A 26,988-nucleotide genomic window follows, 5' to 3' on the forward strand; every position below is an offset into this window, starting at 1 on the left:
AAACTAAATAAGTCAATGCATAAAAAGCTTTTTATAACCTTACTTTTGAGTGTTTTTGCCTTTGGTTCTTTTGCCCAAGGGATCTCTTTTGAACATGATGCCAATTGGGCAGCAGTAGTGGCCAAGGCCAAAAAAGAGAATAAACTCATCTTTATGGATGCCTATACTACCTGGTGTGGTCCATGTAAATTACTACAAGCCAAAGTATTTCCTGATCCAGAAGTTGGTACATATTTCAATAAGACCTTTGTAAGTGCAAAGTTTGATATGGAAAAAGGAGAAGGACCTACACTAGCCCGTAAATTTGGAGTACGAGCTTATCCTACCTTGTATTTTATTGACCCAAATACCCAGCAGGTGGTACATCAGGTTTTAGGTTATAGAAACCCCGAACAATTGATGTCAGTAGCTAAAACAGCTCAAGCAAAGAGAACTGAGTCATAAAAAAGGCGTAAGAATATTTACAAGGAGTAGCTTACGGTTACTCCTTTTTTTATTGGCTATTTAAAATATAATTTTTCAAAGAAATAATTTTGATATTAATAGTAAAGACTCTAGATTCAAACCATTAGACGAAATTAACTTAGGGATCATGCAGAAAGAAAGCAGATCTATTTTTTCACAGACTTTGGGTAAGAATTTAGAGCTTAAAATTTATGGCCACTGGGGTTATCCAATTTTAGTGTTTCCAGATGCAAAGTGCTCTCCTGAACTATTTGATACACATGGACTTATTGATTCTGTAAAAGAGAAAGTAGATGAAGGTAAGATTAAAATCTATGCCGTAGAGAACATAGATTATCAGTGTCTACATGCAGAAAATCTTTCTTCAAATATCAAGATCTTTAATTATCAGCGATATCTGCAGTTTGTGAAAGACGAACTTATCCCTTTGATACAATTGGAATGTAATGTGCACCGAATTGGTATGGCAGGCACAGGCTTTGGTGGTTTTCATGCCCTTAATTTCACTTTCAAATATCCCAATTTTGTCAATTTCCTGATATCAATGAGTGGCAGTTATAATATCAGAGATTTTCTGGATGGCTATTTCGATGATAATGTATACTTCAATAGCCCACATGATTTTCTTCCGAATGCAGAAAGTTGGACGTATAATCATCTCAAAATTGTACTGAGTACCTCTGATGAGGATGGGAGTAAAAATGAAAATTTAGCAATGTCAAGACTTTTGGGTCAAAAGCAAATAGATCATTGGTATGACGAGCAGCAATGGCTTGAGCCAAAGTGGCCTTTATGGAATTCCGTTTTTCCTAAGTATCTTGACGCTTTCCTGTAAAAATGGCTACTGCCCTATTGAATTGCCAAAGAGATAAATGAAAAAGATCGGTATACTATTCGGAAGCGAAAACACCTTCCCATATGCTCTGATTGAACGAATTAACGAGCTCGGTGAAGCCTTTGAAATCAAGGCAGAAATATTGAGTATTGGAAAAGTTCAGTTAACCGAAAGCAGCACCTATGATTTAATCATTGATCGAATTTCAGATCTTATCCCCTATTATCGATCATACCTTTTAGACGCAGCCTCAAATGATGTAGCTATTCTCAATAACCCATTGCAATCAGTTAGTTATGATAAGTTCAATGCTCTAAAAACTTGTACTAGACTAAAAATAAACACGGCAAAAACGATACTCTTACCTTCAAAAGAAAGACCATCCCACACTAACGAAACCAGCTTTAGAAACCTCAAATTCCCGATGGAGTGGGAAGAAATGCTTTCTTATGTTGGCTTTCCTTCTGTAATGAAGCCCAATGCCAGAATGTATGGAGATAAATCCGTTGAAGTCAATGGCATTGATGACCTATGGCAAAAACATGAAAACACTGGCTGCAATATTATGATGTTACAGGAGAAAATTGAATTTGACCATTTTATCAAAGCCATTTGTGTGGGAGGTAAAAATGTACATCTCATGCCATTTGAGCCTAATAACCCTCATCATTTGCGTTATGCCAAGGCTTTCGATTATACAGACAGTGCCATGAAAAAGCATGAGAAAGCCATGAAAACACAGGCTAGAAAAATCACCAAAACCTTAGGGCTGGATATCAATGTGATAGATTTCGTTATCAAAGACGGAAAATTAATTGTTGTAGACGCATGCACTCCCATTCCTGATGCCGATGCCTACAGTATTGGCTCAGAAAACTTTAAGTGGATGGTGGATGAAATCGCAGAATTGGCAATTTCCCGAGCAAAAAAGCTAAAGCCTAATCAGATCAATTGTACTTTTGGGCAGGTTTACAAAGCCGGCAATCATTAAAAAGTACTTATGTCCTCCTTTACCATTGGTATAGAAGAAGAATTTCAGATTATAGATCCCGAGACCAGACAGCTGAAGTCGCACATGTCTCAATTGGTAGAAGAAGGGAAAGTAATTCTACAGGAACGTATTAAACAGGAGATGCACCAGGCTGTGGTGGAAACAGGGACTGGTATTTGTCAAAATATCAAGGAAGCCACTGAAGAGGTTCATTTTCTAAGAAATAAGCTCATTGACCTGGCTTCGGCAAAAGGTCTATCTGTGGCGGCCGCAGGAACTCATCCGTTTTCCGACTGGGCAGATCAACTCATTACTCCAGACGAGAAATACGACAAACTTGTCAATGAAATGCGGGACGTGGCCAGAGGAAACCTCATTTTTGGTCTTCATGTGCATGTGGGGATAGAAAATAGACAAGAAGCTGTCAAAATAATGAATGAGGTAAGGTATTTCTTGCCCCATCTGCATGCCTTAAGCACCAATTCACCTTTTTGGTGTGGTCGTAATACTGGTTTTATGTCCTACAGGTCGAAGGTTTTTGATAAGTTTCCTCGTACAGGTATTCCTGATCGGTTTTCGTCAATTGAGGAATATGACGACTATGTGAATGTTTTGATGAAGACCAATTGCATTGATAATCCCAAAAAAATTTGGTGGGATGTCAGAGTTCATCCAGTTTTCCCGACTATTGAATATCGAATCTGCGATATTCCTCTGAGAGCAGAGGAGACCATCTGTATTGCCGCCCTTTGCCAGGCACTTACAGCTAAGCTCTATAAACTAAGAAAAGAAAAACCTCAATACAGCTCATATAGAAGACTTTTAATTGCTGAAAATAAATGGCGAGCCGCCAGAGATGGGATTCATGCTAGTCTAATTGATTTTGTGAATGAGACTGAGCGAGATTATAAAAGCCTGCTCAATGAACTTCTTATTTTCATTGATGATGTGGTAGACGAGCTGGGCTGTCGTTCAGAGATTGAATATGTTCATCAAATTCTGGAAAATGGTACAGGGGCCGACCGTCAATTAGCAGTCTATCAAGAAAATTCAGACCTGTATCATGTCGTTGATTATATGATAGAAGAGACTAAATTCGGTCTTTGACGCATTTTTTGCGACCTTTGTATCACGTAAAAGCCAAATATGAATCAACACATAAGAATAGCTATTCTTGACTTCTATAATGACTACCCAAATGAAGGAATGCGATGCATAAAATCGCTGATTTCACAGTTTTTTGAGCAAAATGAAGTTGATGGAATTTACCAAACATTTGATGTCAGAGGGAAGGGAGAACTACCCTCATTAGAAGATTTTGACGCCTTTATTGGTACTGGTGGGCCTGGGAGTCCGCTTTTTGAAGGACATCAATGGGAAACTGACTACGGTCAATTTCTGGAAAAAGTGGTACAATGGAATAAAACAGAACCTCTCAAAAAAAGAGGCTTACTTATTTGCCATTCTTTCCAGCTTATGGTTCAGCACTTTCATCTTGGACTGGTCTGTTCCAGAAAATCTACCTCTTTTGGAGTAATGCCAATACATAAAACAGAAGCCGGGAAGCAAGAAGAACTTTTCTCAAAGCTGGATGATCCTTTTTGGGCTGTAGACTCAAGAGACTTCCAGGTGATTCAGCCGAATGAAGATACTCTGGCTGATATGAATGCTGAAATTTTAGCCCTGGAAAAGAAACGTCCGCATGTTCCTCTAGAAAGAGCCGTTATGGGGATCAGACTTTCTGATGAGATCATTGGTGTACAATTTCATCCTGAAGCTGACGCCTTGGGAATGAGGCGGTATTTTGAGCAAGAAGACAAACGCATGGCTGTAATTGCGGAGCATGGAGAAGAAAAATTACACACTATGCTGGAGCAATTAGAAGACGAAGACAAAATCACTTACACCGAATCTGTGATTATCCCAGAATTCTTAGCTTCTGTGCTAAATGAACCAAAAATGGCTGAATGTTAGAGAGATTTAGAACCGAATTTAATGCAAACTTTGAAGTTGTTCATCACCAAAAACTTCTTCAGGAAATAGAAAGCGAATTTCCGGGTCAATTAGACTTTAAAGTATCTGAAACACCTGTTTTTATTGATCGGGAATTTAAAACGAAGTTGCTAATTGAAGGAAATACGGTGATAGATTTCCTTACCAAACCTAATTTCAAAGAACTCACTGAAAAAGCAATACCTGATCAATTTCGCTTTGCAAATGAAGGTGATCATCCAGACTTTCTGTGTATTGATTATGCCGTAAGCAAAGACGAAAATGGTGTTTTTAAACCTGAGTTAGTTGAGCTACAGGGCTTTCCAACTTTACTGGGCTGGCAACACTATCTGGCTGGAAAGTATAAGAAACACTATAAGCCAGATGCTTCGCTATCTCCCTTTTTTAACCGAATCAACGCCTTTAATTATATCACAGAAGTAGGCAAATACCTCAAAAAGGAGTCGGGAGAGACTGTTTTGCTGGAGTATAAACCTGCCGATCAAAAAACGAGGATAGACTTTAAAATTTCTGAGCTTTACTGGGGTTTTAATACTGTTTGTCTTACTTCAGTTTTTCAAAAAGGAAGCGACCTTTATTACTTGAAAGAAGATCAGGAAATCAAAATAGATACAATATACAATCGTGTCATTTTTGAAGAATTACCTGATAGTCAGGAGATCAAAAAACAGGTTTCTATACTTCAAAGTAGTAATGTAGAATGGTTAACTAACCCAAACTGGTATTATAGAGTAAGTAAATACTGTTTACCTCTCATCAAAAGCAAAACTCAAAAGAAGAGTTTCTTTTTAACAGATTTCGAAGATTGGGATCAGCTCAGTAAATACGTTCTGAAACCCATATTCTCTTTCGGAGGTCAAGGCGTTAATTTAAAACCGACTAAAGAAGATCTAGATGCTATACCAGACCCTGAAAACTATATACTTCAGGAAAGAATTGAGTACGCTCCATGTGTTAAATCTGTTGACCTTTCGGAAACAAAGGCTGAAATAAGAATGATTTATATATGGCCTAAAAATCATAGTCGCCCTAAATTGATCACCAGTCTGGCCAGATTAAGCAAAGATGAGATGATGAACTCCGGGAATATGGGAGATTTCTGGACAGGGGCCAGTGCCGTTTATTTTGAAACCAACTAGGTATGGATTTAAGACAAGTATTTCTGAATAATGTAGCACAAACGAGTGATACACCATTGGCACTTCAGTTCAATGAAGCCATGGGCGTTTATTTGATTGATACAGAAGGCAAAAAGCATATTGATCTGATTTCAGGGATTGCGGTAAGCAACATGGGGCACTCTCATCCTGAAATTGTAAAGGCCATTCAGGTACAAGCTGGCAAATACCTGCATCAAATGGTCTACGGAGAGTTTGTTCAAACACCCCAGGTAAAATTTGCCAAGGCACTCACAGATACTTTAGCCAACTACAAGTCAAATAAAGGTCAGTCATTTGACAATGTTTACTTCGTCAATTCTGGTACTGAAGCAGTAGAAGCAGCCATGAAATTGGTGAAAAGATATACTGGTAGGCCAGAAATATTGTCTTTTCACAAGGCATACCATGGTAGTACCCAAGGGGCACTATCCTTAGGTGATGAAGACTTCAAAAGAAATTATAGGCCTTTGCTGCCTGAAATCACGAAGATGGAGCGAGAGAACTTTGATGATATTGAAAAAATATCGGAGAAGACCGCCGCTGTATTTATGGAAGTGATCGGTGGTGAAAGTGGTGTTAGAGTAACCACAAAGGACTTTATCTCGGCAGTAGCAGAACGCTGCAAAAAGACGGGCACCTTACTCGTATTCGATGAGATTCAATCTGGAGCCGGCAGAACAGGAAACTTCTGGGCTTTCGAAGATTATGGAATCACACCCGATATCCTTTTAGCCGCCAAAGGACTTGGAGGTGGAATGCCAATAGGAGCTATGATAGCTCCAAGTCAATTGATGCATGTCTTTCGTGATAACCCAATTTTGGGGCATATCACTACTTTTGGAGGCCACCCGGTGAGCTGTGCCGCAGGACTGGCATCCTTAGAAAGTTGGCAAAAGGAAATTGAGGTTTTTGAAACTAAAAGGAAAGGTCAGCTTTTCAAAGATTTGCTTAGTTCTCATCCCAAAATCAAAGATGTTCGTGGTGAAGGTTTAATGCTGGCCGCAGAAATTGGAGATTTTGACTTTCTGCTGGCTGTAATTCAGGAAACGATAAAAAATGGAGTGATTACAGACTGGTTTTTGTATTGTGACGACTCTATGAGAATTGCTCCTCCATTAATTATTACCGATCAGGAAATTGAGAAAGCTTGTGAGGTAATTACTTCGGCTATTGACCAGGTAAGTGCATAAAAAAAGCCGCAATGTTCATTGCGGCTTCTCATTATAAACTATTTGAAAATTACATTGCTGCTTCAAGCTTTTGTGTTAACACATGCTTTGGCACAGCACCAACGATCTTATCAACCATTTCGCCATTCTTGAAGATCATCAATGTAGGAATTGAACGGATTCCAAATTCCATTGGTGTGCTGCTGTTCGCATCAACGTCCATTTTACCTACCACTGCTTGCTCTTCGTATTCACCAGCGATTTCTTCAACTACCGGCCCAATCATTTTACAAGGTCCGCACCATTCTGCCCAAAAATCTACTAATACTGGTTTATCTGAAGCGATCAGCTCTTTAAAGTTGCTGTCATTAATTTCAATTGCTTTACCTGCCATTACTGTGTTGTTTTTAAAAATTACAATGATGAAACACCTACATAACAATTTAAAGTTCCTGAAGTTTTCGATTGCTATGAATTCTGTCTAACCTATGTAATATGAAATTACCAATATTAAGTTTTCTAAAACTTAATATTAAATAATTGTTAAATATTTAGTGGATACATAGTTTTGCTAATATAGATCAAAACAACAATCATGTCATCAGATAAGAAAGCACTAAAAGCCTTTATCAAGAGTTTCAAAAAGGTAAAATCCATCAGCTTAGTAGACAAGGTAACTGAGAAAGGAAAAACAGTGAGCAACTTCCTTTTCTCCATAGAATCGAAAGAAGGGAAAAAATCAAAATTCGAGAAATGGATGATGGACCTGACTTCTGGTGATGAAAAAAAGAAAAGTAAGAAAAAAGATAAAAAAAAGAAGTCAAAATCAGACAAAGGCTCGTCTTCAAAACCTAAATCTTCCAAGACCAAAGCAAAAAAGACAGAGAAAAAGGAGGTTAAACCTGAGGTAAAACCAGAGAAGATAGCTCAAAAACCTGCAGCCAAAGCTGAAACTGCTCCTAAACCAGTAGAAAAGGTACCTGCTGAAGCGAAAAAAGAGACTCCAGCCAAAAAGGCGAGTCCAGTTAAAAAAGCTCCGGCAAAGCCGAAATCAGTTACCACTAAAGCTTCCGGAGATAATTTGAAAATCATTTTAGGTATAGGACCGGCGATAGAAAAGTATTTGAAGGAAGACGGAATTAACAGTTTCACGAAATTGGCCGAAGCCAATGCAGAAGAAATAAAAACAATGCTGGTGGCTAAAGGTGGTACCCGCTATAATGCCAACGATCCAAGCACATGGCCTGCTCAGGCAGCAATTGCTGCCACAGGTGATAAGGATAAGCTGACGGCTTACCAGGATCAATTAAAAGAAGAAAAGTAGTAGTACTTTTGGGGATAGATAATTGAGCGGCCGGTTTAACCGGCCGTTTTTTTTATGCAAAACTTACATTTCCCTCACCGCAAAGCTCCTGTAACTCTTTAAAGATGGATTTATTGATATCTATCTTTGTATTTCTACTAAATAGCTGCAAATCAAGCCTTTCATCAGAATCATAAATATTGAAGCGTAACTCAAAATTCCCCGGGTGGTTTCCGCTGAGTTCCTGTAACTCATGAATCATTTTTTCATTGATATCAGTAAGCTCAAGTTTGAGATTTACTTCTTTGAATCGTTTGTCTTTGACATCTGCCAATAATTGCATTTCAATTGGCTTAAACTCAATGTCATTTCCGCTCCACCTGGTTTGTACTTTCCCACGTATAAATAAGAATTGCCCTTCCATGAGATAATTACTGAAACTTATATGGTCATTCCCAAACAGGGCTATCTCCATTGACCCTTCATAATCTTCCATTTTAAAAATGGAAAAAGGCTTACCATTCTTGGTTTGACGTAGCTGGACAGAAGTTATCATCCCCCCTACACTAAATTCCCGATCCACATGTTCAGGCTTCATAACCTCATTGAGAGGTTTACAAAGACTCATTTCGATTGAAAACTGATCTAACGGATGACCTGAAATATAGAAACCTACGACATCCTTCTCGTATTTTAGTTTTTCAATATTTCCCCATGGTTCTACCTTCTCTGGCTGAGGGGCGGCCATATCGGTACCGCCAGATGCTCCACCACCAAATAAAGAGGCCTGAGCAGAGTTTTTCTCATCCTGAATTTTATTGGCATACCTAATCAGCGTTTCAATGAAATTGGAGCCATTGCTACTTGTGGCAAAATACTGAGCCCTGTGTATTTCTTCAAAACAATCGAACGCTCCAGCATAAACTAATGATTCCAGAGTTTTCTTATTGACTGTTCGGAGGTTAACCCGAGTCATAAAATCGTAAATGTCTTTATAAGGACCTTTCGCCTCGCGTTCTTCAATAATAGCATCTACAGCTGCGTCACCCGAGCCTTTGATTCCACCGAGTCCAAATCTAATCTCACCGGCCTGATTCACACCAAATCTTTTGACCGATTCATTAACATCTGGGCCAAGAACAGGTAAACCAAGTGCACGGCACTCCTCCATAAAGAAGGTGATTTTATCAATATTACCGAGCTGCGAGGTCAGTACCCCGGCCATATATTCAGAAGGATAGTGCGATTTTAAGTAAGCCGTCTGGTAAGCCACAAAGGCATAACAAGTAGAGTGCGATTTATTAAAGGCGTATTGGGCAAAAGCCTCCCAGTCCTTCCAGATTTTTTCAAGCGTTTTCTCATCATGCCCATTGGAAGTACCGCCCTCCATAAACTTAGCTTTAAGCTTATTCAGGACTTCTATCTGCTTCTTACCCATGGCTTTACGCAGCACATCGGCATCACCTTTTGTAAAATTGGCCAGCTTCTGTGAAAGCAACATCACCTGCTCCTGGTAGACTGTAATCCCATAAGTCTCAGCCAGATACTCCTCCATTTCTGGCAAATCATAGGTGATTTCCTGAAGCCCATGCTTTCTTTTAATAAAGTCTGGGATATAAGCCAAAGGACCCGGTCTGTAAAGGGCGTTCATAGCAATGAGGTCATCAAACCTATCAGGCTTGAGTTCCTTCATGTACTTTTTCATCCCGTCTGACTCAAACTGGAATATGGCATTCGTTTCACCACGCTGAAATAGCTCAAAAGTACCAAAATCATCCAATGGAATGTAGTCAATTCCGTTATTGAGAAGGTCAAGAGTTCTCTGCTGCTTTTCGGTGATATTATCCATATCAATTCCCTGAGCGTGATTCTCCTCAATCATCCGAAGAGCCTCCTTCAAAATCGTTAAATTTCGAAGGCCAAGGAAGTCCATTTTAATTACTCCTGCATCTTCAATAATTTTCCCTTCATACTGCGTCACTAAAAGATCTGCATCTTTAGAGGTAGCCACTGGTACGATATCGGAGAGGTCATAGGGAGCAATGATGATCCCAGCGGCATGTATCCCGGTATTTCGTACAGTACCTTCAAGTTTTTCAGCTTGCTGCAGCACCTTGGCTTCCAAGCCACGACCATGATAAAGCTCCCGAACCCTCCTTACATTTTCTATCTCGTCTGCACTCAGTCCAAGTTTAGTCAGGTTTTTGTCGCCACCAGTCTCTGGCATATGGATCAACTTCTTGAAGTTCATTCCATAACCCGGTTTATCCGGTACAAGCTTCGCGATATAATTGGCATCTGAGAGGGGCAACTCCATAACACGCGAAACATCCTTGATGGATGATTTGGTGGCCATGGTACCATAGGTAATGATTTGTGCTACCTGATTCTTCCCATACTTCTCTACCACATAGTCAATTACTCTTTGACGGCCTTCATCGTCAAAATCAGTATCAATATCGGGCATTGACTTTCTGTCAGGATTCAGGAATCGCTCAAAAAGCAGATTATATTTAATCGGGTCTATATTAGTAATACCAATACAATAAGCCACTACTGAACCTGCTGCAGAACCCCTACCCGGCCCTATCATTACACCAAGATCACGACCAGCCTGAATAAAGTCCATCACAATCAAAAAATACCCGGCGAAACCCATGGTTTTGATGGTAAATAGCTCAAAATCTATACGTTCCCTTGCTTCTTCTGAAATCTCTCCATAACGAGCTTTTGCTCCTTCATAAGTCAAATGCTTCAGAAATTCCCACTGATTTTCTTTATCGTCTGTGTGTTTTTTGAATTCTTCAGGTATCGGGAAGTTTGGAAGTAAGATATCCTGTTTAAGCTCCAGTGTTTCTACTTTCCCTACGATTTCATTGGTATTATCAATGGCCTCGGGTATATCGCTGAAAAGCTGAGACATCTCCTGAGTGGACTTAAAGTAGAATTGGTCGTTAAAAAAGGCAAAACGACCACTTTTTCCACTACCTCCTTCATCGTCATAGTCCTTCATTTTGGGAGTGGAAAGCTTCTCATTGGTATTTACACATAATAGAATGTCATGTGCTACCCAGTCTTCCTGATCTACATAATGAGAGTCGTTTGAGGCTATCACCTTCACGCCATATTCTTTAGCCCACTTCAGTAAAACAGCGTTGACTTTGTTTTGATCAGGAATATCATGTCTTTGTATTTCTATGTAATAGTCCTCTCCAAAACGATCAAGCCACCATTTAAACTCCTCTTCACCGGCCTTTTCACCATGCCTTAATATTTCCTGCGGAACTCTGGCACCGATACAACAAGTAGTAGCTATCAGACCTTCCTTATACTGCTCTATCAGGGCTTTGGTTATTCTGGGGTATTTCCCATATAACCCGTCCATATAGCCAATAGAGCAAAGTTTCGTAAGATTTTGATAGCCTTGCTTATCTTTTGCTAAAAGCAATTGATGATACCGCTTGTCCTTTTTTTCTTTGGTGAAGCTTTTGATGGTATGGTCTTCCACAACATAAAACTCACATCCCACTATTGGTTTTACACCATATTTTGAGGCATTAGAAACAAAGTCAAAAACACCGAACATATTGCCATGATCAGTAATGGCCACGGCAGGCATATTGTCTTCTTTGGCTTTTTCAAAAAGCCTTTTGATGCTGGAAGCACCATCTAATAACGAGAATTGAGTATGATTATGAAGGTGGGAAAACTGCATGTAAAAGGTAAGGTAGTATCACTCATAATAATGGACAAAACTAGCCAATTTAACGAGCTTGATTTTGCTGTAAGCAAAACAAAATATCCACTAATTTTCACATCCAAGAATTGATTGCAAAATAGATAGCTTTTAGCTACCTTTGCAGCCCAATTTACTTTTTTACATAAAAACTGTTTAAATCGATGCCAAAACAAAAAACAAATTCTGGATCGAAGAAGCGTTTTAAAATCACTGGTACTGGTAAAATCAAGCGTAAGCATGCTTACCACAGCCACATTTTAACGAAAAAGTCAAAGAAGCGTAAAAGCATCTTAGCTAGTTCGACGATTGTTCATCCATCAGACGAAAAAAGAATTAAGGACCTATTGGCTCTTTAATTCAACATTGGTTCAATTGTTTCACCCGACGAAAGGCCTAGAAAGTTCACTATGTAAGTGACGCCCCAAGTCAAAAAACTTAATTTAATATGCCACGTAGTGTCAATCATGTAGCGTCAAAAGCAAGACGCAAAAGAACGCTGAAATTAGCCAAAGGTTATTTCGGTAGAAGAAAAAACGTTTGGACGGTAGCGAAAAATGCCGTTGAAAAAGGTTTAGTTTACGCCTACCAAGGTCGTAAGCAAAAGAAAAGAAACTTCCGCAAATTGTGGATCGTTCGTATTAATGCCGGTGCAAGACAGCATGGTCTTTCTTACTCTGTATTTATGAACAAATTATCTAAAGCTGGTATCGAGCTTAACAGAAAAGTTTTGGCTGACCTTGCGATGAATAATCCAGAGGCTTTCAAAGCTGTTGTAGAGAAAGTTAAATAGGAGGCCTTAAGGCCAAAAAATATAAGAGGCTGTCTCGATTGAGGCAGCCTCTTTTTTTATTTATCATACTTAAAAACCACCTACTGAGCTTTTCTTTTCTCAATAATTGCCCCCGTAGCAGCACCGGCACCAGCTCCTAATACTCCACCAAGAACAGCACCTCGCACGGGTTTCTTTCCATCAATCACCGCACCTGAAGCAGCTCCGGCACCTGCACCAATCAATGCTCCTTTAGTGGCAGAAGACATTTTTTTCTTTTCTGGTCTATATGCCACCGGATCTGAAGGCTCGTAATTGGGGCTGTCAAAGTCAGTATCTGAATATTGGTTATTTTGAGAGGTTTGCATATCATTTCTCAAAGAATCCAGGGCTCTAAGTTTTTCAAGTTCTGCCTGATCCTCACTCTTTAAATTACATGACAACATACTTACTGAGGTCATCAATACAACAAAATACTTCAATTGCTTTTTCATAATTATTCAGTTTAGGATACTCATTGAAGCAATTGACATTCCTTAGTTTTTAATTGTAGAAACGTAGAAAATTGAGGAAAAAGAGGTAAAGAAAAGTACACTTCATTTAGGAATTCGTACTTCCATCAAGATGGATCACGGATAAGTACAATTCTATTGATTTTGGGTCGCCGAATAATAAGAGTTTATCTATACAAGTCTATTTGGTGTATTAATTACGTAATTTTACATACCACTTGACTTGATTGACCACGAACTAGTTCGATGACCAAAGTTAAAATTGCACTGCTACTAGGTGTGCTTATTGCCCCAATGCTGTCGTTGGCTCAGTTTACCATTGATCTGCCGATCAATAAGTCTGTATTTCAACGAAACTCTGCTGGACAAGCCACTATTAATATCGCTGGTTCATATTCTACAAAAGTCATAAGTTCTGTCCAAGCCCGATTAGTCACTCCAGGTACATCTACTCCAATCTCAGGCTTTAATTGGACCATCATTGACGATAATCCGGTAAAAGGAAATTATTATGGTCAACTTACCAACGTTCCTCAAGGCTGGTATACCCTGGAAGTTAGAACTGTTAAAAGTGGTACGGTTATCAGTTCCAGTTCAATTAGTCGCGTTGGAGTTGGAGATGTTTTTCTGATTTTTGGACAATCCAATGCACAAGGCTGGGAAGGAATAAGTGGGCTCTCTGTAAGTTCTGATCGAGTTATAACACATAACTATATTGATCCGTGTTCCATTAGCTTCCCAAGTTTCCAGAGTTTTGATAAAATAGCTATAGCCGGTAATATTGGTCAGCACGGTATCACCTCTTGGTATTGGGGAAATCTTGGAGATAAACTGGTCACTAATAATAATGTACCTGTGGCTTTTTTTAATGGAGCTACCTCGGGTTCTTCAACACAAAACTTCATCGATAGCTTTAACGGGGGAGCCACTACTCACCCATTCACGGGAAGTCAATTTTGTAACGGAGTTAATCCGGCAAATACTTCAGGTGTAGGTACACCATATACCACCTTTTTAAAGACCATGCAGTACTACAACTCCATGTATGGCGTGAGGGCAGTTCTTTGGATGCAAGGTGAATCAGAAACTTTTTTAGGTTCGGGGCAAGCTTCTTATCAAACAAGATTAAATTCAGTAATTAGTAGAGTAAGAAGCGACTTTGGTTCTACCATACCATGGGTAATGGCCAGAACATCGTTTTATGGGACCTATGGATCCTCTTCCAATGTCATAAATGCCCAAACAAACCTTTTAAATACTTCAAATCAGATTTTTCAAGGTCCGTTCACGGATAACGTTAATAATAATGTAACGGCTGGTACAAGAGATACTGAAAATGTACACTTAAAAGGTAGTGGATTAAGTGAAATTGCTACCCGCTGGAATACCTCTTTAACCAGTAATTTATACACTGGCAATACGCAAAACTTCTTTCAGGTTTCTAATCCTATTTCTGCCAACTCTGTACCGGAGTTGGGCTATACAGTTAGTGGATCAAACGTAACAGTAACAGCCCCTTCAGGTTATTCATCATATCGTTGGGTGATATCTGACAGCTATGGGAGTACCTCAGTTTCTACATCCCAATCTATAACATCGACAGGCTCCAACACTTACAGATGTTATATGACAAAATCCAATGGAAACCTGGTTGTCAGTCAGAAGGTGGATATTGCTAAAATATTAAGTCAGCAAAGCCTCGCTTCCACATGCTCAGGAACAACCTATCTCTCGAATTTGGCTCCATATTCTTTATCGAATGGTCTTGGCCCTGTAGAATTTGATAAGTCAAACGGGTCATCAGCAGATGGAGATGGTACAGTTCAATCCCTGAATACCACTACCTATTCAAAAGGAATTGGCGTTTATGGAAATAGTGAAGTGACCTACAGAATACCATCTGGACTGTATACCTCCTTTAAAGCGTCCATAGGGGTCGATGATGATGTTTTGAGTGGGGGATCTGTCATTTTCAAAGTATACGGAGACGGAAATCTGCTATATACCAGTCCTACAATGAATGCTCTAAGCAGCACCATTGACATTAACTTAGCTTTGTGTAGTTATACCATGCTACGCTTGGTGACCGAGAATGCCGGAGATGGATCTACTAACGATATGGCGAACTGGTCAAACGCACGATTTACATGTGAGAGCACTGGAGCTCCTACAGCCTTAAGTACGTATAAAATTGGTAGTAAATGTTTAGGGCTTAATTGGTCCGCACCTTCTTCAGGAACGGCCGTAAACTATGAGGTATATATAGATGGAAATGTGGTAGATACCGTAAGTTCAGACACCTATACATATCTCTTTGGAGGACTCACCTCAAGTACAACGTATACCTTAGGAGTTAAATCAATTTCATGCTCGGGAGCAAAATCAGCTACAAGTAGCATTTCTGCTCAGACAAATGGTAGGCTTATCTCCTACTCACCGAATTTCAATTTCATTTGTATCGGAGATACCGTAATGCCCAGTGTAGACAACCCAGGTGGGACTTTTGCCATTCAAGATGGTGCTGGAATGGTCGATTATTTGAATGCTACCACAGGAGCCATAAAATTAAATGGAACCGGTCCCGTGATTTTGAGTTACATCATCGATAACGGTACTAACTGTTACGATACTTCAGGTGTCTACGTTTACGCTCAAATAAAACCTTTACCGCCAAGTATTTCTGCAGATGTTGACCTTTTAAATACGGGTGATGCCATTACGCTAACTTCAAATACCGATTGTGGTTCTTATGATCTGATCTGGTCAAATGGAAATACAGCTGTCTCATTTAGCACCTCTCCTGCAGACACAACTCAATTCTATGCACAATGTAAAAACTCATTTTGCTATAGCAATCAGTCCAATACGATCACGGCTAAAGTTATTCCTGACTGTCCGGACTCATTCTATTTAGAAAAAGGTGGTGCTAATTTAAATTATGGCTCAAGAAGCTTTGATTTCTTTGCTGAAGATCAAATCGAAGCATTGAATATAATCAACTCTCCTACTGGTGCCATCTATAAAGCGGGGGACAATATCCAACTCAAACCAGGCTTTGAGGTTAAGTCCGGTTCTGTCTTTTCTGCCACTATTGGAGGCTGTCCGTAACTGTTTTCTGCCATCTTCATTTCAAAACTGACAAACTGTCATAAATATTGACAGGTTTTGCCCTTGGCATATTCATTGATCAATTGCTGTTAGACAATTTTTTGAAATAAAAACAATATACATAACATGGGAAAAATAATAGGAATTGACTTGGGAACAACCAACTCCTGTGTGGCTGTAATGGAGGGTAATGAGCCGGTGGTAATCGCCAACAGCGAGGGTGCCAGAACAACTCCTTCTATCGTAGCTTTCTTGGAGAATGGTGAGAAAAAAGTAGGTGCTCCTGCCAAAAGACAGGCTATCACCAACCCTAAAAACACGATTGCTTCAGTAAAGCGTTTCATGGGTAAAAAATATACTGATGTAGGCTCTGAGCTAAAAACCATTGCATACGAAGTAGAAAAAGGTGCAAACGATACGCCAAGAGTAAAAATTGGCGATAGACAATATACTCCACAGGAAATCTCAGCTTTCATTCTTCAGAAAATGAAGCAAACTGCTGAGGATTATCTTGGTACAGAAGTAACTGAAGCCGTAGTAACAGTTCCGGCTTACTTTAATGATTCAGAAAGACAAGCGACCAAAGAAGCTGGTACAATTGCCGGTCTGGAAGTTAAAAGAATCATCAATGAGCCTACCGCAGCTGCACTGGCATATGGTCTTGATAAACAAGACAAAGACGCTACCGTAGCTGTATTTGACCTTGGTGGTGGTACTTTTGACGTCTCTATCCTAGAACTAGGTGATGGCGTGTTTGAAGTAAAAGCTACTGATGGTGATACGCACCTTGGTGGTGATGACTTTGACCAAGTGATCATTGAGTGGTTGGCAGAAGAATTCAAGAAAGACGAAGGTGTAGACCTTAGACATGATGCCATGGCCCTTCAGCGTCTGAAAGAAGCTGCTGAGAAAGCGAAAATTGAACTTTCAAGTTCTACACAAGCCGAGATCAACTTACCTTATATCTTCCCGGTAGATGGTGTACCTAAGCACTTAGTCAGAAGTCTATCAAGAGCAAAATTTGAGCAATTAGCCGATAAGCTTTTTGTACAAATGATGGAGCCATGTAAGAGAGCCATGAAAAATGCGGGTATCTCAAACAGCGAAATCAGCGAGGTTATTTTGGTAGGTGGTTCTACCAGAATCCCAAGAGTACAGGAAGAAGTAGAGAAGTTCTTTGGTAAGAAGCCTTCGAAAAGTGTAAACCCTGATGAAGCTGTGGCAATTGGTGCGGCTATTCAAGGTGGTGTACTAACTGGTGAGGTAAAAGATATCCTTCTTCTGGATGTGATTCCTCTATCATTGGGTATTGAGACTATGGGTAGTGTGTTCACTAAAATGATTGAAGCAAATACGACTATCCCTACAAACAAAGTAGAGACTTTCTCTACAGCGGCGGATAATCAGCCTTCAGTAGAACTTCACGTACTACAAGGTGAGCGTCCTATGGCCAATCAAAATAAGTCTCTAGGTAGATTCCACCTTGATGGTATTCCGCCAGCTCCAAGAGGTGTTCCTCAGATTGAAGTAACGTTTGATGTGGATGCCAACGGTATCTTAAATGTTACCGCAAAAGACAAAGGAACCGGCAAAGAGCAGAATATTAGAATTGAAGCTTCAAGTGGTCTTTCTGATGAGGAAATCCAAAGAATGAGAGACGAAGCCAAGGCTAACGAGGAAGCAGATAAAGCTGCAAAGGAGAAAGTAGAAAAAGTAAACGCAGCAGACTCAATGATCTTTTCTACAGAGAAACAATTGACTGAGTTTGGTGATAAGCTTTCTGCTCCAAACAAGGAGGCTATTGAAGGTGCTTTGACAGAACTAAAAGCTGCTCATGGTACGCAGGATATTGCTGCCATTGATGCTGCAATGGAGAAAATCAACACTGCATGGCAAGCTGCATCACAGGAAATCTACGCTGCACAGCAAGCTGCAGGGGGTGCAGATGCTGCCGGAGCAGGTGCTCCGGGCGGTGATGCCCAGGCTAACGCAGGAGCAGATTCATCTGATGATGAAGGTGTAACTGATGTTAATTTTGAAGAAGTAAAATAAATCGTTCTGATTTATAAGTTTGAAGAGCCATCCTAAATTAGGGTGGCTCTTTTATTTTTCTTGCACAGCAATTGATATCTTCACACTTGTATTAACCTCAACAATGAAACTTTACCTTCTTAGCTTTTTCTTTTGTTTTATAAACTTCGCAAATCTAAAAGCTCAATACCAGATACACTCTCCTGATGGATCTGTTCAGCTCACTGTAGATTTAGAGTCAAACGGAAGTTTAAGCTACGAGGTTTACTCCTCAAAGAATGGGATGAACACCCGCCTAATTCAAAGTTCTGAGTTAGGTATTACTCGAAATGACTGTGATTTTTATACTGGTTTAACTCTGAACAGCATAGACTCAACATCGGAAAATCAAACGTACCAACTTCACAGCGGGAAAAAGAAGTCACATCAGTTTGAGTCAAGAACTATCACATTTCATACTTCAAAATGTGGAGTCAACTTTGACATTTTATTTAAGGTGCTAAACAATGGTGTGGCGTTTCGTTACTTTTTCCCGGATAATTCCACCGCAGAATACCACGTTGCCAGTGAACATTCTGAGTTTAAAATAGATAACACCTTGGGAGTGGCCTGGATGCAGGAGAACTTTAATAGTTATCCCGTTTATGAAGGATTTTTTGATGAAATGGCCGTTGGAGCTTCTTCTACTCAGGCCTCGGGTTTTGTTTTTCCTGCATTAATGACCGTCAATAATCATTGGCTGATGCTTACCGAAACCGATTTGGATAGCAACTTTTATGCTTCCCACTTATCACAACATGCCTCAGGCGGGAACTATCAGATAAGTGGACCTTATCCTTTTGACGGAGTAACACAATTTGATCAATTTGCTCGGTTTAGTACGCCTATGCAGACTCCATGGAGAGTAATTATCATTGGAAAAGAACTCAATGAAATTGTAGAAAGTGATGTTACCACAGACTTGGCCAGACCTTCAGTTCTCATAGATGATAGTTATATAGAATCAGGCATCGCCACATTTAGTTGGTGGTCTTCTTTTACCAGCTCCAGCTATATTGATTCTATGGTACACTACGTCGATTTGGCTTCTGATCTTAACTGTCCGTTTTTTACCATAGATGCAGACTGGGATAAAATCCAGGATCTGCAGACGGCCTTGCCTCAATTTGTTGATTTTGCCACTTCTAAAGGAGTAAAACTATGGACCTGGTATAATATGGGAGGCCCACATAATGCTAATAGCTATGCCAATAATATCACGCCTAGAGATAGTATGCATATCACTCAAACCCGAAGAAATCATCTGCAGTGGATTAAGGATATGGGTATAGTCGGAATCAAAGTCGACTTTATGATGAGTGATAAACAGGGAATGATTAAGCACTATATAGACATTCTGAATGATGCAGCTGATGTGGGCCTAATGGTAAATTTTCATGGAGCCACTACTCCAAGAGGATGGCAAAGAACCTATCCAAACCTTATGACTATGGAAGCCGTAGCCGGCGGTGAGGGCATATTATTCAATAATGAATTCAGGAATAGACTGGCAAGTCATAATGTCACCCTGGCATTTACAAGAAATGTCTTAGGGTCAATGGATTATACTCCAGGGGTTTTAGGGCACACTTACCATACCAATGGAAGTTCATTAGACCATAACTCCTCTATTTCGCATCAATTGGCACTCCTTACCTTATTTGAGTCCGGACAAAGTCATTTTGCTGACCATTACACCAGATACAACAACCTTCCGTTGATTGCGAAAGATATCATACGACAAATTCCGGGAGCATGGGATGAAACGAAATTACTTTCCGGCTATCCTGATGAAGATGTGGTGTTAGCTAGACGAGACCATCACAATTGGTTTATATCCGGCATAAATGGAGAAAACTCAACTAAATCACAGAGCATCAATCTTGATTTCTTACCAGATGGAAAATATAAGTTAAGGGTCATCAAAGACGGCACAGATAAGACACAGATAACCACTAGCATTGAAAACTACACCACCGGAAATAACCTGAATATTGAGCTTATACCTTATGGCGGGTTTACACTTTTCTTCGAAGCCTCGTGTCTTGATCAGATAAGTCTGTCAGAAGAAGTTTCTGTAGATATTCAGGAAAATTATCAGGCCAAAAAACTTAATTCCAGTCAAAAAATCTCACAAAACGCCTCATTAAACCTTTTGGCTGAAGAAGCCATTCTACTGGAACCGAACTTTAACTCTGAAACAGGCTCTACCTTCAAAGCAGAAATAGGGACATGTGCAGATTAATGATCTTAAATTAGTCCATATCAGAGAATGAAATTAAAAAATTAGTCAAGGATTCAAGATCCTGATTATTGGTTATCATTCCTACAGATATTCTTACAGCCCCTCTTTTAGACTTGAGTAATGTAATTTTATTTTGATCTTCGCAATCAATCGCTTGAATTAACTCCGTAACATCATTTTGACCTATTTGATGAAAAGACTCATCTGCACCCGGGTTACAAAAACATCCTGTTCTTAATGAAATATGTCTTTGAGCAGCTAGCTGTTCAATTTTATCCAAACATATCTTCTCCCCTTTAGAATTAAGAACGTGAAAACTCAAGGTACTACCGTGGTTATTTTGACCTGGCTTACCTACGAATTTAATTAAACCAGCACCATTTGAATGAGTCAACGTATCTAGCCTTTGATAGAATTCAGAGGTATTGTTTTTGACCTGTTGTTGTATTCTTCTCATACCAATGTCATTGAGATAATCTAGGCCTATGCCCACCGCCGGAATCTGATTATAATTAATGGTGCCATCTTCAAAACGCTCGTGGTTATTGTGCAATGCATAAGCACCTTCATAAGTAGAGGCTACCTTCACTGTCCCCCCCGCGAAATAGCTTTTATTGAGCTCCTCACACAAACCTTTCTTAACCAAAAGGCAGCCAATTCCCGTTGGATAACCAAACATTTTGTAGAAACTCACACAAACAAAATCAACAGGTGTTTCCTTTAAATCCAGAATATTTGTGGGACAATAAGCAGCAGCGTCAAGAAGGACTTTAAAACCGTTCTCCTGAGCCTTCCTGACCATTTCTAACGAATGTTTAACTCCCGAGTAATTACTCTGTGCAGGAAAAGCCAAAAGCTTATTTGATGCAGTTCTTTGAGTCGTGACTAAAGACTTAAAAGACTCCTGGCTAATGGTCATATCTTCATTTAAGTCAATGAAGTCAACCTGAGCTTTCTTTCGCTTTGCCTGCTCCTTTATACCCAAAACCGAATTATGATTGTCTTTGCTTAGCACAAAAAGTGAATTCTCATCAAAAGGATAACACTCTCCTACAATCTTCAATGCACCACTCGCATTCATCGTAAAGATGCACTCATAGTCAGTGGCATTAAAAAACTCCAGAACTTTATTTCTTGTCTGTTCTACTAGTTTAGTGGAAAAACTGGAAGATGGATTTATACTATGTGGATTGCCAAAAATATTATTTCTGAGCAATTCATGATGCATTTCGATCTGACGTAGTGCATACAAACCTCCACCGGTAAAATCAAGGTACGTATGATCCTGATCTGATAGCTGAGGAAAGTCTTTCTTTCTTATTTGATCAAAAGTCAGATTCTTATAAGGTGTTTCTTTGGCTTTAAATATTTTGAACATGTCAAGGGGGCTATTATTTCCTTGAAGTTCAGAAATGAACACTTTCGCTTCAAGCAAAACTGTGTGGATTGCGTAGTTTCCTGTATGGATTGTAGTAAAAGATGCATGACATTTTACCGTAACCGTTTTGTCTAACTTTTCAAGTTTGAAAACAGCTTTCTGTTTTGCATATTTAGGCGATTAAAACGTCAATACTTTACCTTATTGAAATGAAAATAAAGATGCTAACAAGCTCCCTCTTGCTGGTTTTGGCCATGGCCTGTACCGAAACCGAAACACCATGTGTAAAAAAAGTGTGGTATGCCGACCTCGATAATGACGGAAAAGGCGATCCTAATAATTCTTTTGAAGCCTGCGAGGCTCCAGCCGGATATGTAGCAAATGCTGATGACGATAATGATAAAGGGGATGTCAAAATCATACCTGAAACGGGTGCCACTTCTCCTGAGGCTTATGATGGTATGACTTTAATCTGGCAGGATGAATTCTCTGGTACTGAACTGGATGAAAGCTTCTGGAATTATGAAATCGGCAATAATGGAGGCTGGGGTAATAATGAACTACAAAATTACTCCCGGGAGAACACTGAGGTTACCGATGGACATCTTATCATCACCGCAAAGCGTGAAAATGGTAGTTATACGTCTTCCAGATTAACTACAGAAGGAAAGTTCGACTTCAAATATGGAAGAGTAGATATCCGTGCGGCATTGCCAAAAGATCAGGGTATCTGGCCGGCATTATGGATGCTTGGGGCAAATTTCAGAGATGTAGGTTGGCCAAAATGTGGTGAAATAGACATAATGGAAATGGTGGGTGGAATTGCCGATGGCAGAGATAATACCATTCATGGTACCGTTCACTGGGATAATGCTGGTAGCTATGCCAGTTATGGAGGCTCTTACACAAAACCTTCTGGTATTTTCAATGGTCAGTTTCATGTGTTTTCAATCGTTTGGGATGAAAACGAGATTCGTTGGCTCATTGATGACGAACAATATCATGTGATTGATACCACACCAGCCGGACTTAGCGAGTTTCAGGAAAATTACTTCTTTATTTTCAATGTTGCCGTTGGTGGTAATTGGCCTGGAAGTCCAGATGGAACCACACAGTTCCCTCAAAGAATGGTGGTAGACTACATTAGAGTCTTTCAGTAAAGAATAGTCATCATTTGATATATACAAAAAGCCAGATTCGTATGAATCTGGCTTTGTTATTATTCCTAGTCCTTGATCAGACTATTGTTCTACATTTCCCTCCAAAGCCTCTAAAAAGGCATATTTAAGAGCGATTTCTTTGAGATAATCAAATCGACCGGAAGCTCCGCCATGACCAAAATCCATATTGGTTTTAAGTAAAAGGACATTGTCATCGGTTTTGAGCTCACGCAATTTTGCTACCCATTTGGCTGGCTCAAAATACTGTACCTGACTATCATGAAGTCCTGTGGTTACCAGCATATTCGGGTAATCCTTAGCCTCAATATTTTCATAAGGAGAATACGATTTCATATAGTTATACGCCTCTTTTTCATTGGGATTTCCCCACTCGTCATATTCATTAGTCGTTAAAGGAATGCTCTCATCCAGCATGGTATTCACCACATCTACAAATGGAACATCGGCAATGATTCCATTATATTGGTCGGGAGCAATATTAGCTACCACACCCATCAGCAGGCCACCGGCAGAGCCACCATTGGCATACAAATGCTCTTTTGACGTCCAGCCTTCATTGATCAGAAACTGGCCACAGTCCACAAAATCTGTAAAGGTGTTCATCTTGTTCATCATCTTGCCATTCAGGTACCACTGGCGGCCCATCTCCTGCCCTCCTCTGATATGTGCTATTGCAAAAGCATATCCTCTATCAAGCAAACTGATTCTGCTAGAACTAAAGGAAGCATCCATACTGTATCCATAAGAACCATAGGCATATTGCAGCACTGGGGCAGAGCCATCTTTTTTGAAACCTTTTTTGTAAACTATAGAAATAGGCACTTTTACGCCATCTCTGGCAGTGGCCATCAAGCGTTCCGTTTGGTACTCTGACTTATCATAGCCACCCAAAACCTCTGTTTGCTTCATCAATGTTCTATCTTTTGACTCCATATCGTAATCATAGGTGGAGTTCGGAGTAATCATTGATGTATAATTATAGCGAAGCACTTTTGTGTCAAACTCAGGATTTTGAGCCAAACCGACATCATAAGCTGGTTCATCAAAAGCTATTGAATGTTCATTACCCGTATTCAGATTTTGAACTACCAGTTCATTTAAACCCGCTTTACGCTGTTCTATCACCATAAAATCGGCAAAGCCTACAACATTTTCAATCAGAATGTCTTTATCATGTGCCCTGATTTCTTTCCAGTTTTCTTTTTCTGTTTGCTCTAAGGGTGCTTCCATAAGCTTGAAATTTTCAGCACCGTCTGCATTGGTTCTGATGACAAAACGATCACTTAAAGCCTCTACGTCATAAAGTACTTCCTTCATTCTTGGCTGAAAAACTTTGAACGCTCCGCTTGGGTCATTGGCATCTAAATATCTGATTTCTGATGAAACAGTGGCGTATGAGTAAATCCAGATCCATTTTCCATTTTTGCTCTTTCCTACGCCTATATAATTACTTGGGTCTGTTTCTGTGTAAACCAAAACATCATCTGTGATATTTGAACCCAATTCGTGTCTGTAAATTCTTTCAGAAAGTAAAGTGGTTGGGTTCTTGGCAGTATAAAAAATGGTTTTACTGTCTGCCGCCCATACCGGGTCTCCCTCAGTGTTGAGAACAGCATCTTCGTATGTTTCGCCTGTTTCCAGGTTCTTGATTTTGATGGTATACTGACGTCGGCTGACCTCATCTTCACCATAGGCAACCAACTTATTATCTGGGCTTATGGTCATGCCAGTAACGGCAAAATAAGCTTTATCTTTTGCCATGGCATCAACATCTAAAATCACCTCTTCTTCAGCATCTAATGAGCCTTTTTTACGGCAGTACTTATAATACTCCTGGCCTTCTTCAGTACGTACATAATAGTAGTATCCATTCTTAAAGTATGGCACAGACTCATCCTGCTCCTTTATCCGCCCTTTCATCTCCTCAAAAAGGTCTTTTTGTAGAGTCTCAGTGCCCTTCATCATGGTTTCCAGATAAGCATTTTCAGCTTCCAGGTGGGTGACTACATTCTGACTGTCAGGACCTTTACCGAAATAATCGTACATCCAGTAATAAGGATCCGGCACGGTATCATTATGTATAGTTCTGAGGTGATCTTTTTTCTCTGCTACAGGAGCCTGAGCGTCAGGCCAGGTATATTTCATTCGTTGTTTGTTTTGAGTACAGGCTGATAGAACAAGGAGTAGAAGTAAGTAGTTTTTCATGAGTGTAATTTTGTTCAATCAAAACTAATGAAATTAGATGATTCAAAGTCCAAAGAGAAGATCCGTTATCTGAATCCGAGTCGAGATAGTTCTATAATCGCAGTCTTTTGAGCAACAGCTTTTTCATCTTCAATTAAAGAGCAGAAGAAAATCTGGTACATACTCACGAGCGTTTCACCCTCTCTTTAGACCCATTGGCAGACTACATGACAGTGCAGCTAAACTTTTTAGATACATTGTGTTTCACAAAACAACCCTCAGAAATACAATCAAATGAAAACACTCTTTAAACTCTTGCTTCTTGGTTTGATTATTTTTAGTCAGGATGCCTTAGCTCAGAAAACCAAAAAAGCTTTCAACGGAAAAAACTTCAAAGGATGGGTAGTGCCTACACCCAATTATGACAACTGGACCATCGAGAATGGGATTCTCCACGTTAAAAGTTCCGATGATAAAAAAGGAAGCATTCTCTGGACAGATAAAGATTACACCGATTTTATTATTGAAGCAGAATACAAAAACGTCTCAGGGGTGGTAGATACAGGGATTTTTCTGCGTTCTGAATTAAATCAAATTCAAATGGGTATCTCGGGCTCTCTAAAAAAAGATGTTACTGGTTCTCCTTACATCATCGGGAAAGGTTACCCGGTTTTCTCGAAAATTGATGGCGTACTGAAACCAGATGACTGGAATCATATCAAAGTTAAACTCGTAGACAAAACCTACACCGTTTGGCTAAACGGAGAAGAAGTGATGACTTATACAACAGAAGAAATCCCTGCCAGCGGACCAATTGGACTGCAGTTACACCCGGGAAATACTATGGCCGTTGACTACAGAAATATTAAACTTGCAGAACTTTAATATCCAATCATTCTAATGAAGTTACTTCAATATTTCCTTTTTACTGCTTTAAGCTTCTTATTCATAATTGCCTGTACTTCGTCTACAGAAGAAACCTCGGAAACCAAGGTTGTGGAGCCAAAATACTCACTGGCCCAGTGGTCTTTTAATCGAGATTTATTCGCTGGTGATATGACTACTATTGATTTTATCAAAGCGGCTGGAGAAATGGGTTTTGATGGTGTGGAATACGTCAATCAATTCTTTATCGATAAAGCGGAGGACTATGCATTTCTGGATTCTCTAAATGTAGCTGCCCAGGAGGCTGGTGTAGCCAATGTGATGATTCAGCTTGATCATACGGGTAACCTTTGTGCATCTGATGAAGCAGAGCGAAACAAAGCTGTAGAAACAGCTAAAAAATGGGTAAATGCTGCCAAATACCTCAATTGCCCTGTGGTTCGTGTAAATGCTCATGGAGATGGCCAGCCGGATGCCATGAAAACTCAGTGCATGGATGGTATAGGTAAATTGGCAGAATATGCCAATAGCCCAGGTATACAGGTCATCATTGAGAATCATGGTGGCATTTCCAGCGATGGAGCCTGGCTTGCAGACCTTGTAAGCTCGCTTAAGGATAAAAAGGTAGGTTCACTGGCTGACTTCCATAACTGGTGCTACAAAACCGTAGATGGTGGTCTTTGGGGAGAATGTTTGGAAGAATATGACTACTACAAAGGTTTTGAAGAGCTAGTGCCCACGGCAGTAGGTGTGAGTGTCAAAGCTTTTGAGTTTGACTCCTTAGGTAATGAGCCTCATTTAAATTACCCAAAGTTCTTCCAACTGATGAAAGACGCCAATTACACCGGCTATCTGGGTGTAGAATACGAAGGAAATGCCCTACCCTCGCGTGAAGGTATTTTGAAGAACAAGGCTTTGGCAGAGAAGACTTGGGCGGCGGTATATAACCAAGAATAAAGATAAAACAAAGACCTTCCATAT

Annotated in this window: 21 protein-coding genes; 16 read left to right on the forward strand and 5 right to left on the reverse strand. The window is 39.8% G+C overall.

All coding sequences use genetic code 11. The annotated features are described in order from the left end of the window. The first annotated feature begins 15 nt into the window (after positions 1-15). The 7 genes from ACUXV0_RS03985 (at position 16) to ACUXV0_RS04015 (ending at position 6,654) form a co-directional block, all read left to right on the forward strand. Positions 16-444 carry a thioredoxin family protein gene (locus tag ACUXV0_RS03985; protein ID WP_446191771.1) on the forward strand — a complete coding sequence of 143 codons (429 nt, stop codon included), beginning with the start codon at positions 16-18 and terminating at the stop codon, positions 442-444. A gap of 148 nt (positions 445-592) precedes the next feature. Then, positions 593-1,300, forward strand: a complete 708-nt coding sequence (locus ACUXV0_RS03990; RefSeq protein WP_446191772.1) for an alpha/beta hydrolase-fold protein — start codon at positions 593-595, stop codon at positions 1,298-1,300. Between the two features lie 37 nt (positions 1,301-1,337). Continuing rightward, complete coding sequence (locus ACUXV0_RS03995; RefSeq protein WP_446191773.1) at positions 1,338-2,291, forward strand: ATP-grasp domain-containing protein; 954 nt, start codon at positions 1,338-1,340, stop codon at positions 2,289-2,291. Between the two features lie 9 nt (positions 2,292-2,300). After that, positions 2,301-3,398, forward strand: coding sequence for a carboxylate-amine ligase (locus tag ACUXV0_RS04000; protein WP_446191774.1), 1,098 nt, complete (start codon positions 2,301-2,303; stop codon positions 3,396-3,398). Positions 3,399-3,437: 39 nt separating this feature from the next. Next, positions 3,438-4,265, forward strand: a complete 828-nt coding sequence (locus ACUXV0_RS04005) for a type 1 glutamine amidotransferase (protein WP_446191775.1) — start codon at positions 3,438-3,440, stop codon at positions 4,263-4,265. Beyond that, positions 4,259-5,443 carry a hypothetical protein gene (locus tag ACUXV0_RS04010; RefSeq protein WP_446191776.1) on the forward strand — a complete coding sequence of 395 codons (1,185 nt, stop codon included), beginning with the start codon at positions 4,259-4,261 and terminating at the stop codon, positions 5,441-5,443. Before ACUXV0_RS04005 ends, ACUXV0_RS04010 begins: the two co-directional genes overlap by 7 nt. Before the next feature lie 2 nt (positions 5,444-5,445). After that, positions 5,446-6,654 carry an aspartate aminotransferase family protein gene (locus ACUXV0_RS04015; RefSeq protein WP_446191777.1) on the forward strand — a complete coding sequence of 403 codons (1,209 nt, stop codon included), beginning with the start codon at positions 5,446-5,448 and terminating at the stop codon, positions 6,652-6,654. A gap of 49 nt (positions 6,655-6,703) precedes the next feature. Here the strand turns inward: ACUXV0_RS04015 and trxA are convergent, their stop codons facing one another. Next, a complete protein-coding gene (trxA, locus tag ACUXV0_RS04020) occupies positions 6,704-7,027 on the reverse strand; it encodes a thioredoxin (protein WP_446191778.1) in 324 nt (107 codons plus the stop codon). Between the two features lie 201 nt (positions 7,028-7,228). On the opposite strand from trxA, the gene ACUXV0_RS04025 reads away from it, so the two are divergent. Then, positions 7,229-7,957 carry a hypothetical protein gene (locus ACUXV0_RS04025; RefSeq protein ID WP_446191779.1) on the forward strand — a complete coding sequence of 243 codons (729 nt, stop codon included), beginning with the start codon at positions 7,229-7,231 and terminating at the stop codon, positions 7,955-7,957. 52 nt (positions 7,958-8,009) lie between these two features. Here the strand turns inward: ACUXV0_RS04025 and dnaE are convergent, their stop codons facing one another. Then, complete coding sequence (gene dnaE / locus ACUXV0_RS04030; RefSeq protein WP_446191780.1) at positions 8,010-11,651, reverse strand: DNA polymerase III subunit alpha; 3,642 nt, start codon at positions 11,649-11,651, stop codon at positions 8,010-8,012. Between the two features lie 185 nt (positions 11,652-11,836). On the opposite strand from dnaE, the gene rpmI reads away from it, so the two are divergent. Next, positions 11,837-12,031: a 50S ribosomal protein L35 gene (gene rpmI, locus ACUXV0_RS04035; protein ID WP_446191781.1), complete on the forward strand. Its 195-nt coding sequence runs from the start codon at positions 11,837-11,839 to the stop codon at positions 12,029-12,031. Positions 12,032-12,120: 89 nt separating this feature from the next. Further along, positions 12,121-12,465 carry a 50S ribosomal protein L20 gene (gene rplT / locus ACUXV0_RS04040; protein WP_446191782.1) on the forward strand — a complete coding sequence of 115 codons (345 nt, stop codon included), beginning with the start codon at positions 12,121-12,123 and terminating at the stop codon, positions 12,463-12,465. Between the two features lie 80 nt (positions 12,466-12,545). Here the strand turns inward: rplT and ACUXV0_RS04045 are convergent, their stop codons facing one another. Continuing rightward, positions 12,546-12,938 carry a hypothetical protein gene (locus tag ACUXV0_RS04045; protein WP_446191783.1) on the reverse strand — a complete coding sequence of 131 codons (393 nt, stop codon included), beginning with the start codon at positions 12,936-12,938 and terminating at the stop codon, positions 12,546-12,548. A gap of 264 nt (positions 12,939-13,202) precedes the next feature. On the opposite strand from ACUXV0_RS04045, the gene ACUXV0_RS04050 reads away from it, so the two are divergent. From ACUXV0_RS04050 to ACUXV0_RS04060, 3 genes are all read left to right on the forward strand, one after another. Continuing rightward, entirely contained in the window at positions 13,203-16,064 is a 2,862-nt protein-coding gene (locus ACUXV0_RS04050; RefSeq protein WP_446191784.1) for an NPCBM/NEW2 domain-containing protein, read from the forward strand. 126 nt (positions 16,065-16,190) lie between these two features. Further along, a complete protein-coding gene (dnaK, locus tag ACUXV0_RS04055; protein ID WP_446191785.1) occupies positions 16,191-18,116 on the forward strand; it encodes a molecular chaperone DnaK in 1,926 nt (641 codons plus the stop codon). 103 nt (positions 18,117-18,219) lie between these two features. Continuing rightward, entirely contained in the window at positions 18,220-20,379 is a 2,160-nt protein-coding gene (locus tag ACUXV0_RS04060) for a glycoside hydrolase family 97 catalytic domain-containing protein (protein ID WP_446191786.1), read from the forward strand. Between the two features lie 10 nt (positions 20,380-20,389). On the opposite strand, the gene ACUXV0_RS04065 is transcribed toward ACUXV0_RS04060, so the two are convergent. After that, positions 20,390-21,757 carry an aminotransferase class V-fold PLP-dependent enzyme gene (locus ACUXV0_RS04065; RefSeq protein WP_446191787.1) on the reverse strand — a complete coding sequence of 456 codons (1,368 nt, stop codon included), beginning with the start codon at positions 21,755-21,757 and terminating at the stop codon, positions 20,390-20,392. 209 nt (positions 21,758-21,966) lie between these two features. Between ACUXV0_RS04065 and ACUXV0_RS04070 the strand changes: the two genes are divergently transcribed. Continuing rightward, entirely contained in the window at positions 21,967-22,917 is a 951-nt protein-coding gene (locus ACUXV0_RS04070) for a glycoside hydrolase family 16 protein (protein ID WP_446191788.1), read from the forward strand. An 81-nt stretch (positions 22,918-22,998) separates the two neighbouring features. Here ACUXV0_RS04070 and ACUXV0_RS04075 read toward each other — a convergent pair whose 3' ends face one another. After that, complete coding sequence (locus ACUXV0_RS04075; RefSeq protein WP_446191789.1) at positions 22,999-25,083, reverse strand: S9 family peptidase; 2,085 nt, start codon at positions 25,081-25,083, stop codon at positions 22,999-23,001. A gap of 333 nt (positions 25,084-25,416) precedes the next feature. Here ACUXV0_RS04075 and ACUXV0_RS04080 point away from each other — a divergent pair, with 333 nt between their 5' ends. Beyond that, positions 25,417-26,007, forward strand: coding sequence for a 3-keto-disaccharide hydrolase (locus ACUXV0_RS04080; protein ID WP_446191790.1), 591 nt, complete (start codon positions 25,417-25,419; stop codon positions 26,005-26,007). A 15-nt stretch (positions 26,008-26,022) separates the two neighbouring features. Next, positions 26,023-26,964, forward strand: coding sequence for a sugar phosphate isomerase/epimerase family protein (locus ACUXV0_RS04085; protein WP_446191791.1), 942 nt, complete (start codon positions 26,023-26,025; stop codon positions 26,962-26,964). Positions 26,965-26,988: the final 24 nt, after the last annotated feature.

It is taken from the genome of Jiulongibacter sp. NS-SX5 (genome assembly GCF_052828545.1).

What these genes read in the sequence shown, in the direction of transcription:
- ACUXV0_RS03985 (WP_446191771.1), top strand. Translation starts at nt 16, where the DNA reads ATGCATAAAAAGCTTTTTATAACCTTACTTTTGAGTGTTTTTGCCTTT.
- ACUXV0_RS03990 (WP_446191772.1), top strand. Translation starts at nt 593, where the DNA reads ATGCAGAAAGAAAGCAGATCTATTTTTTCACAGACTTTGGGTAAGAAT.
- ACUXV0_RS03995 (WP_446191773.1), top strand. Translation starts at nt 1,338, where the DNA reads ATGAAAAAGATCGGTATACTATTCGGAAGCGAAAACACCTTCCCATAT.
- ACUXV0_RS04000 (WP_446191774.1), top strand. Translation starts at nt 2,301, where the DNA reads ATGTCCTCCTTTACCATTGGTATAGAAGAAGAATTTCAGATTATAGAT.
- ACUXV0_RS04005 (WP_446191775.1), top strand. Translation starts at nt 3,438, where the DNA reads ATGAATCAACACATAAGAATAGCTATTCTTGACTTCTATAATGACTAC.
- ACUXV0_RS04010 (WP_446191776.1), top strand. Translation starts at nt 4,259, where the DNA reads ATGTTAGAGAGATTTAGAACCGAATTTAATGCAAACTTTGAAGTTGTT.
- ACUXV0_RS04015 (WP_446191777.1), top strand. Translation starts at nt 5,446, where the DNA reads ATGGATTTAAGACAAGTATTTCTGAATAATGTAGCACAAACGAGTGAT.
- trxA (WP_446191778.1), bottom strand. Translation starts at nt 7,027, where the DNA reads ATGGCAGGTAAAGCAATTGAAATTAATGACAGCAACTTTAAAGAGCTG.
- ACUXV0_RS04025 (WP_446191779.1), top strand. Translation starts at nt 7,229, where the DNA reads ATGTCATCAGATAAGAAAGCACTAAAAGCCTTTATCAAGAGTTTCAAA.
- dnaE (WP_446191780.1), bottom strand. Translation starts at nt 11,651, where the DNA reads ATGCAGTTTTCCCACCTTCATAATCATACTCAATTCTCGTTATTAGAT.
- rpmI (WP_446191781.1), top strand. Translation starts at nt 11,837, where the DNA reads ATGCCAAAACAAAAAACAAATTCTGGATCGAAGAAGCGTTTTAAAATC.
- rplT (WP_446191782.1), top strand. Translation starts at nt 12,121, where the DNA reads ATGCCACGTAGTGTCAATCATGTAGCGTCAAAAGCAAGACGCAAAAGA.
- ACUXV0_RS04045 (WP_446191783.1), bottom strand. Translation starts at nt 12,938, where the DNA reads ATGAAAAAGCAATTGAAGTATTTTGTTGTATTGATGACCTCAGTAAGT.
- ACUXV0_RS04050 (WP_446191784.1), top strand. Translation starts at nt 13,203, where the DNA reads ATGACCAAAGTTAAAATTGCACTGCTACTAGGTGTGCTTATTGCCCCA.
- dnaK (WP_446191785.1), top strand. Translation starts at nt 16,191, where the DNA reads ATGGGAAAAATAATAGGAATTGACTTGGGAACAACCAACTCCTGTGTG.
- ACUXV0_RS04060 (WP_446191786.1), top strand. Translation starts at nt 18,220, where the DNA reads ATGAAACTTTACCTTCTTAGCTTTTTCTTTTGTTTTATAAACTTCGCA.
- ACUXV0_RS04065 (WP_446191787.1), bottom strand. Translation starts at nt 21,757, where the DNA reads ATGTTCAAAATATTTAAAGCCAAAGAAACACCTTATAAGAATCTGACT.
- ACUXV0_RS04070 (WP_446191788.1), top strand. Translation starts at nt 21,967, where the DNA reads ATGAAAATAAAGATGCTAACAAGCTCCCTCTTGCTGGTTTTGGCCATG.
- ACUXV0_RS04075 (WP_446191789.1), bottom strand. Translation starts at nt 25,083, where the DNA reads ATGAAATATACCTGGCCTGACGCTCAGGCTCCTGTAGCAGAGAAAAAA.
- ACUXV0_RS04080 (WP_446191790.1), top strand. Translation starts at nt 25,417, where the DNA reads ATGAAAACACTCTTTAAACTCTTGCTTCTTGGTTTGATTATTTTTAGT.
- ACUXV0_RS04085 (WP_446191791.1), top strand. Translation starts at nt 26,023, where the DNA reads ATGAAGTTACTTCAATATTTCCTTTTTACTGCTTTAAGCTTCTTATTC.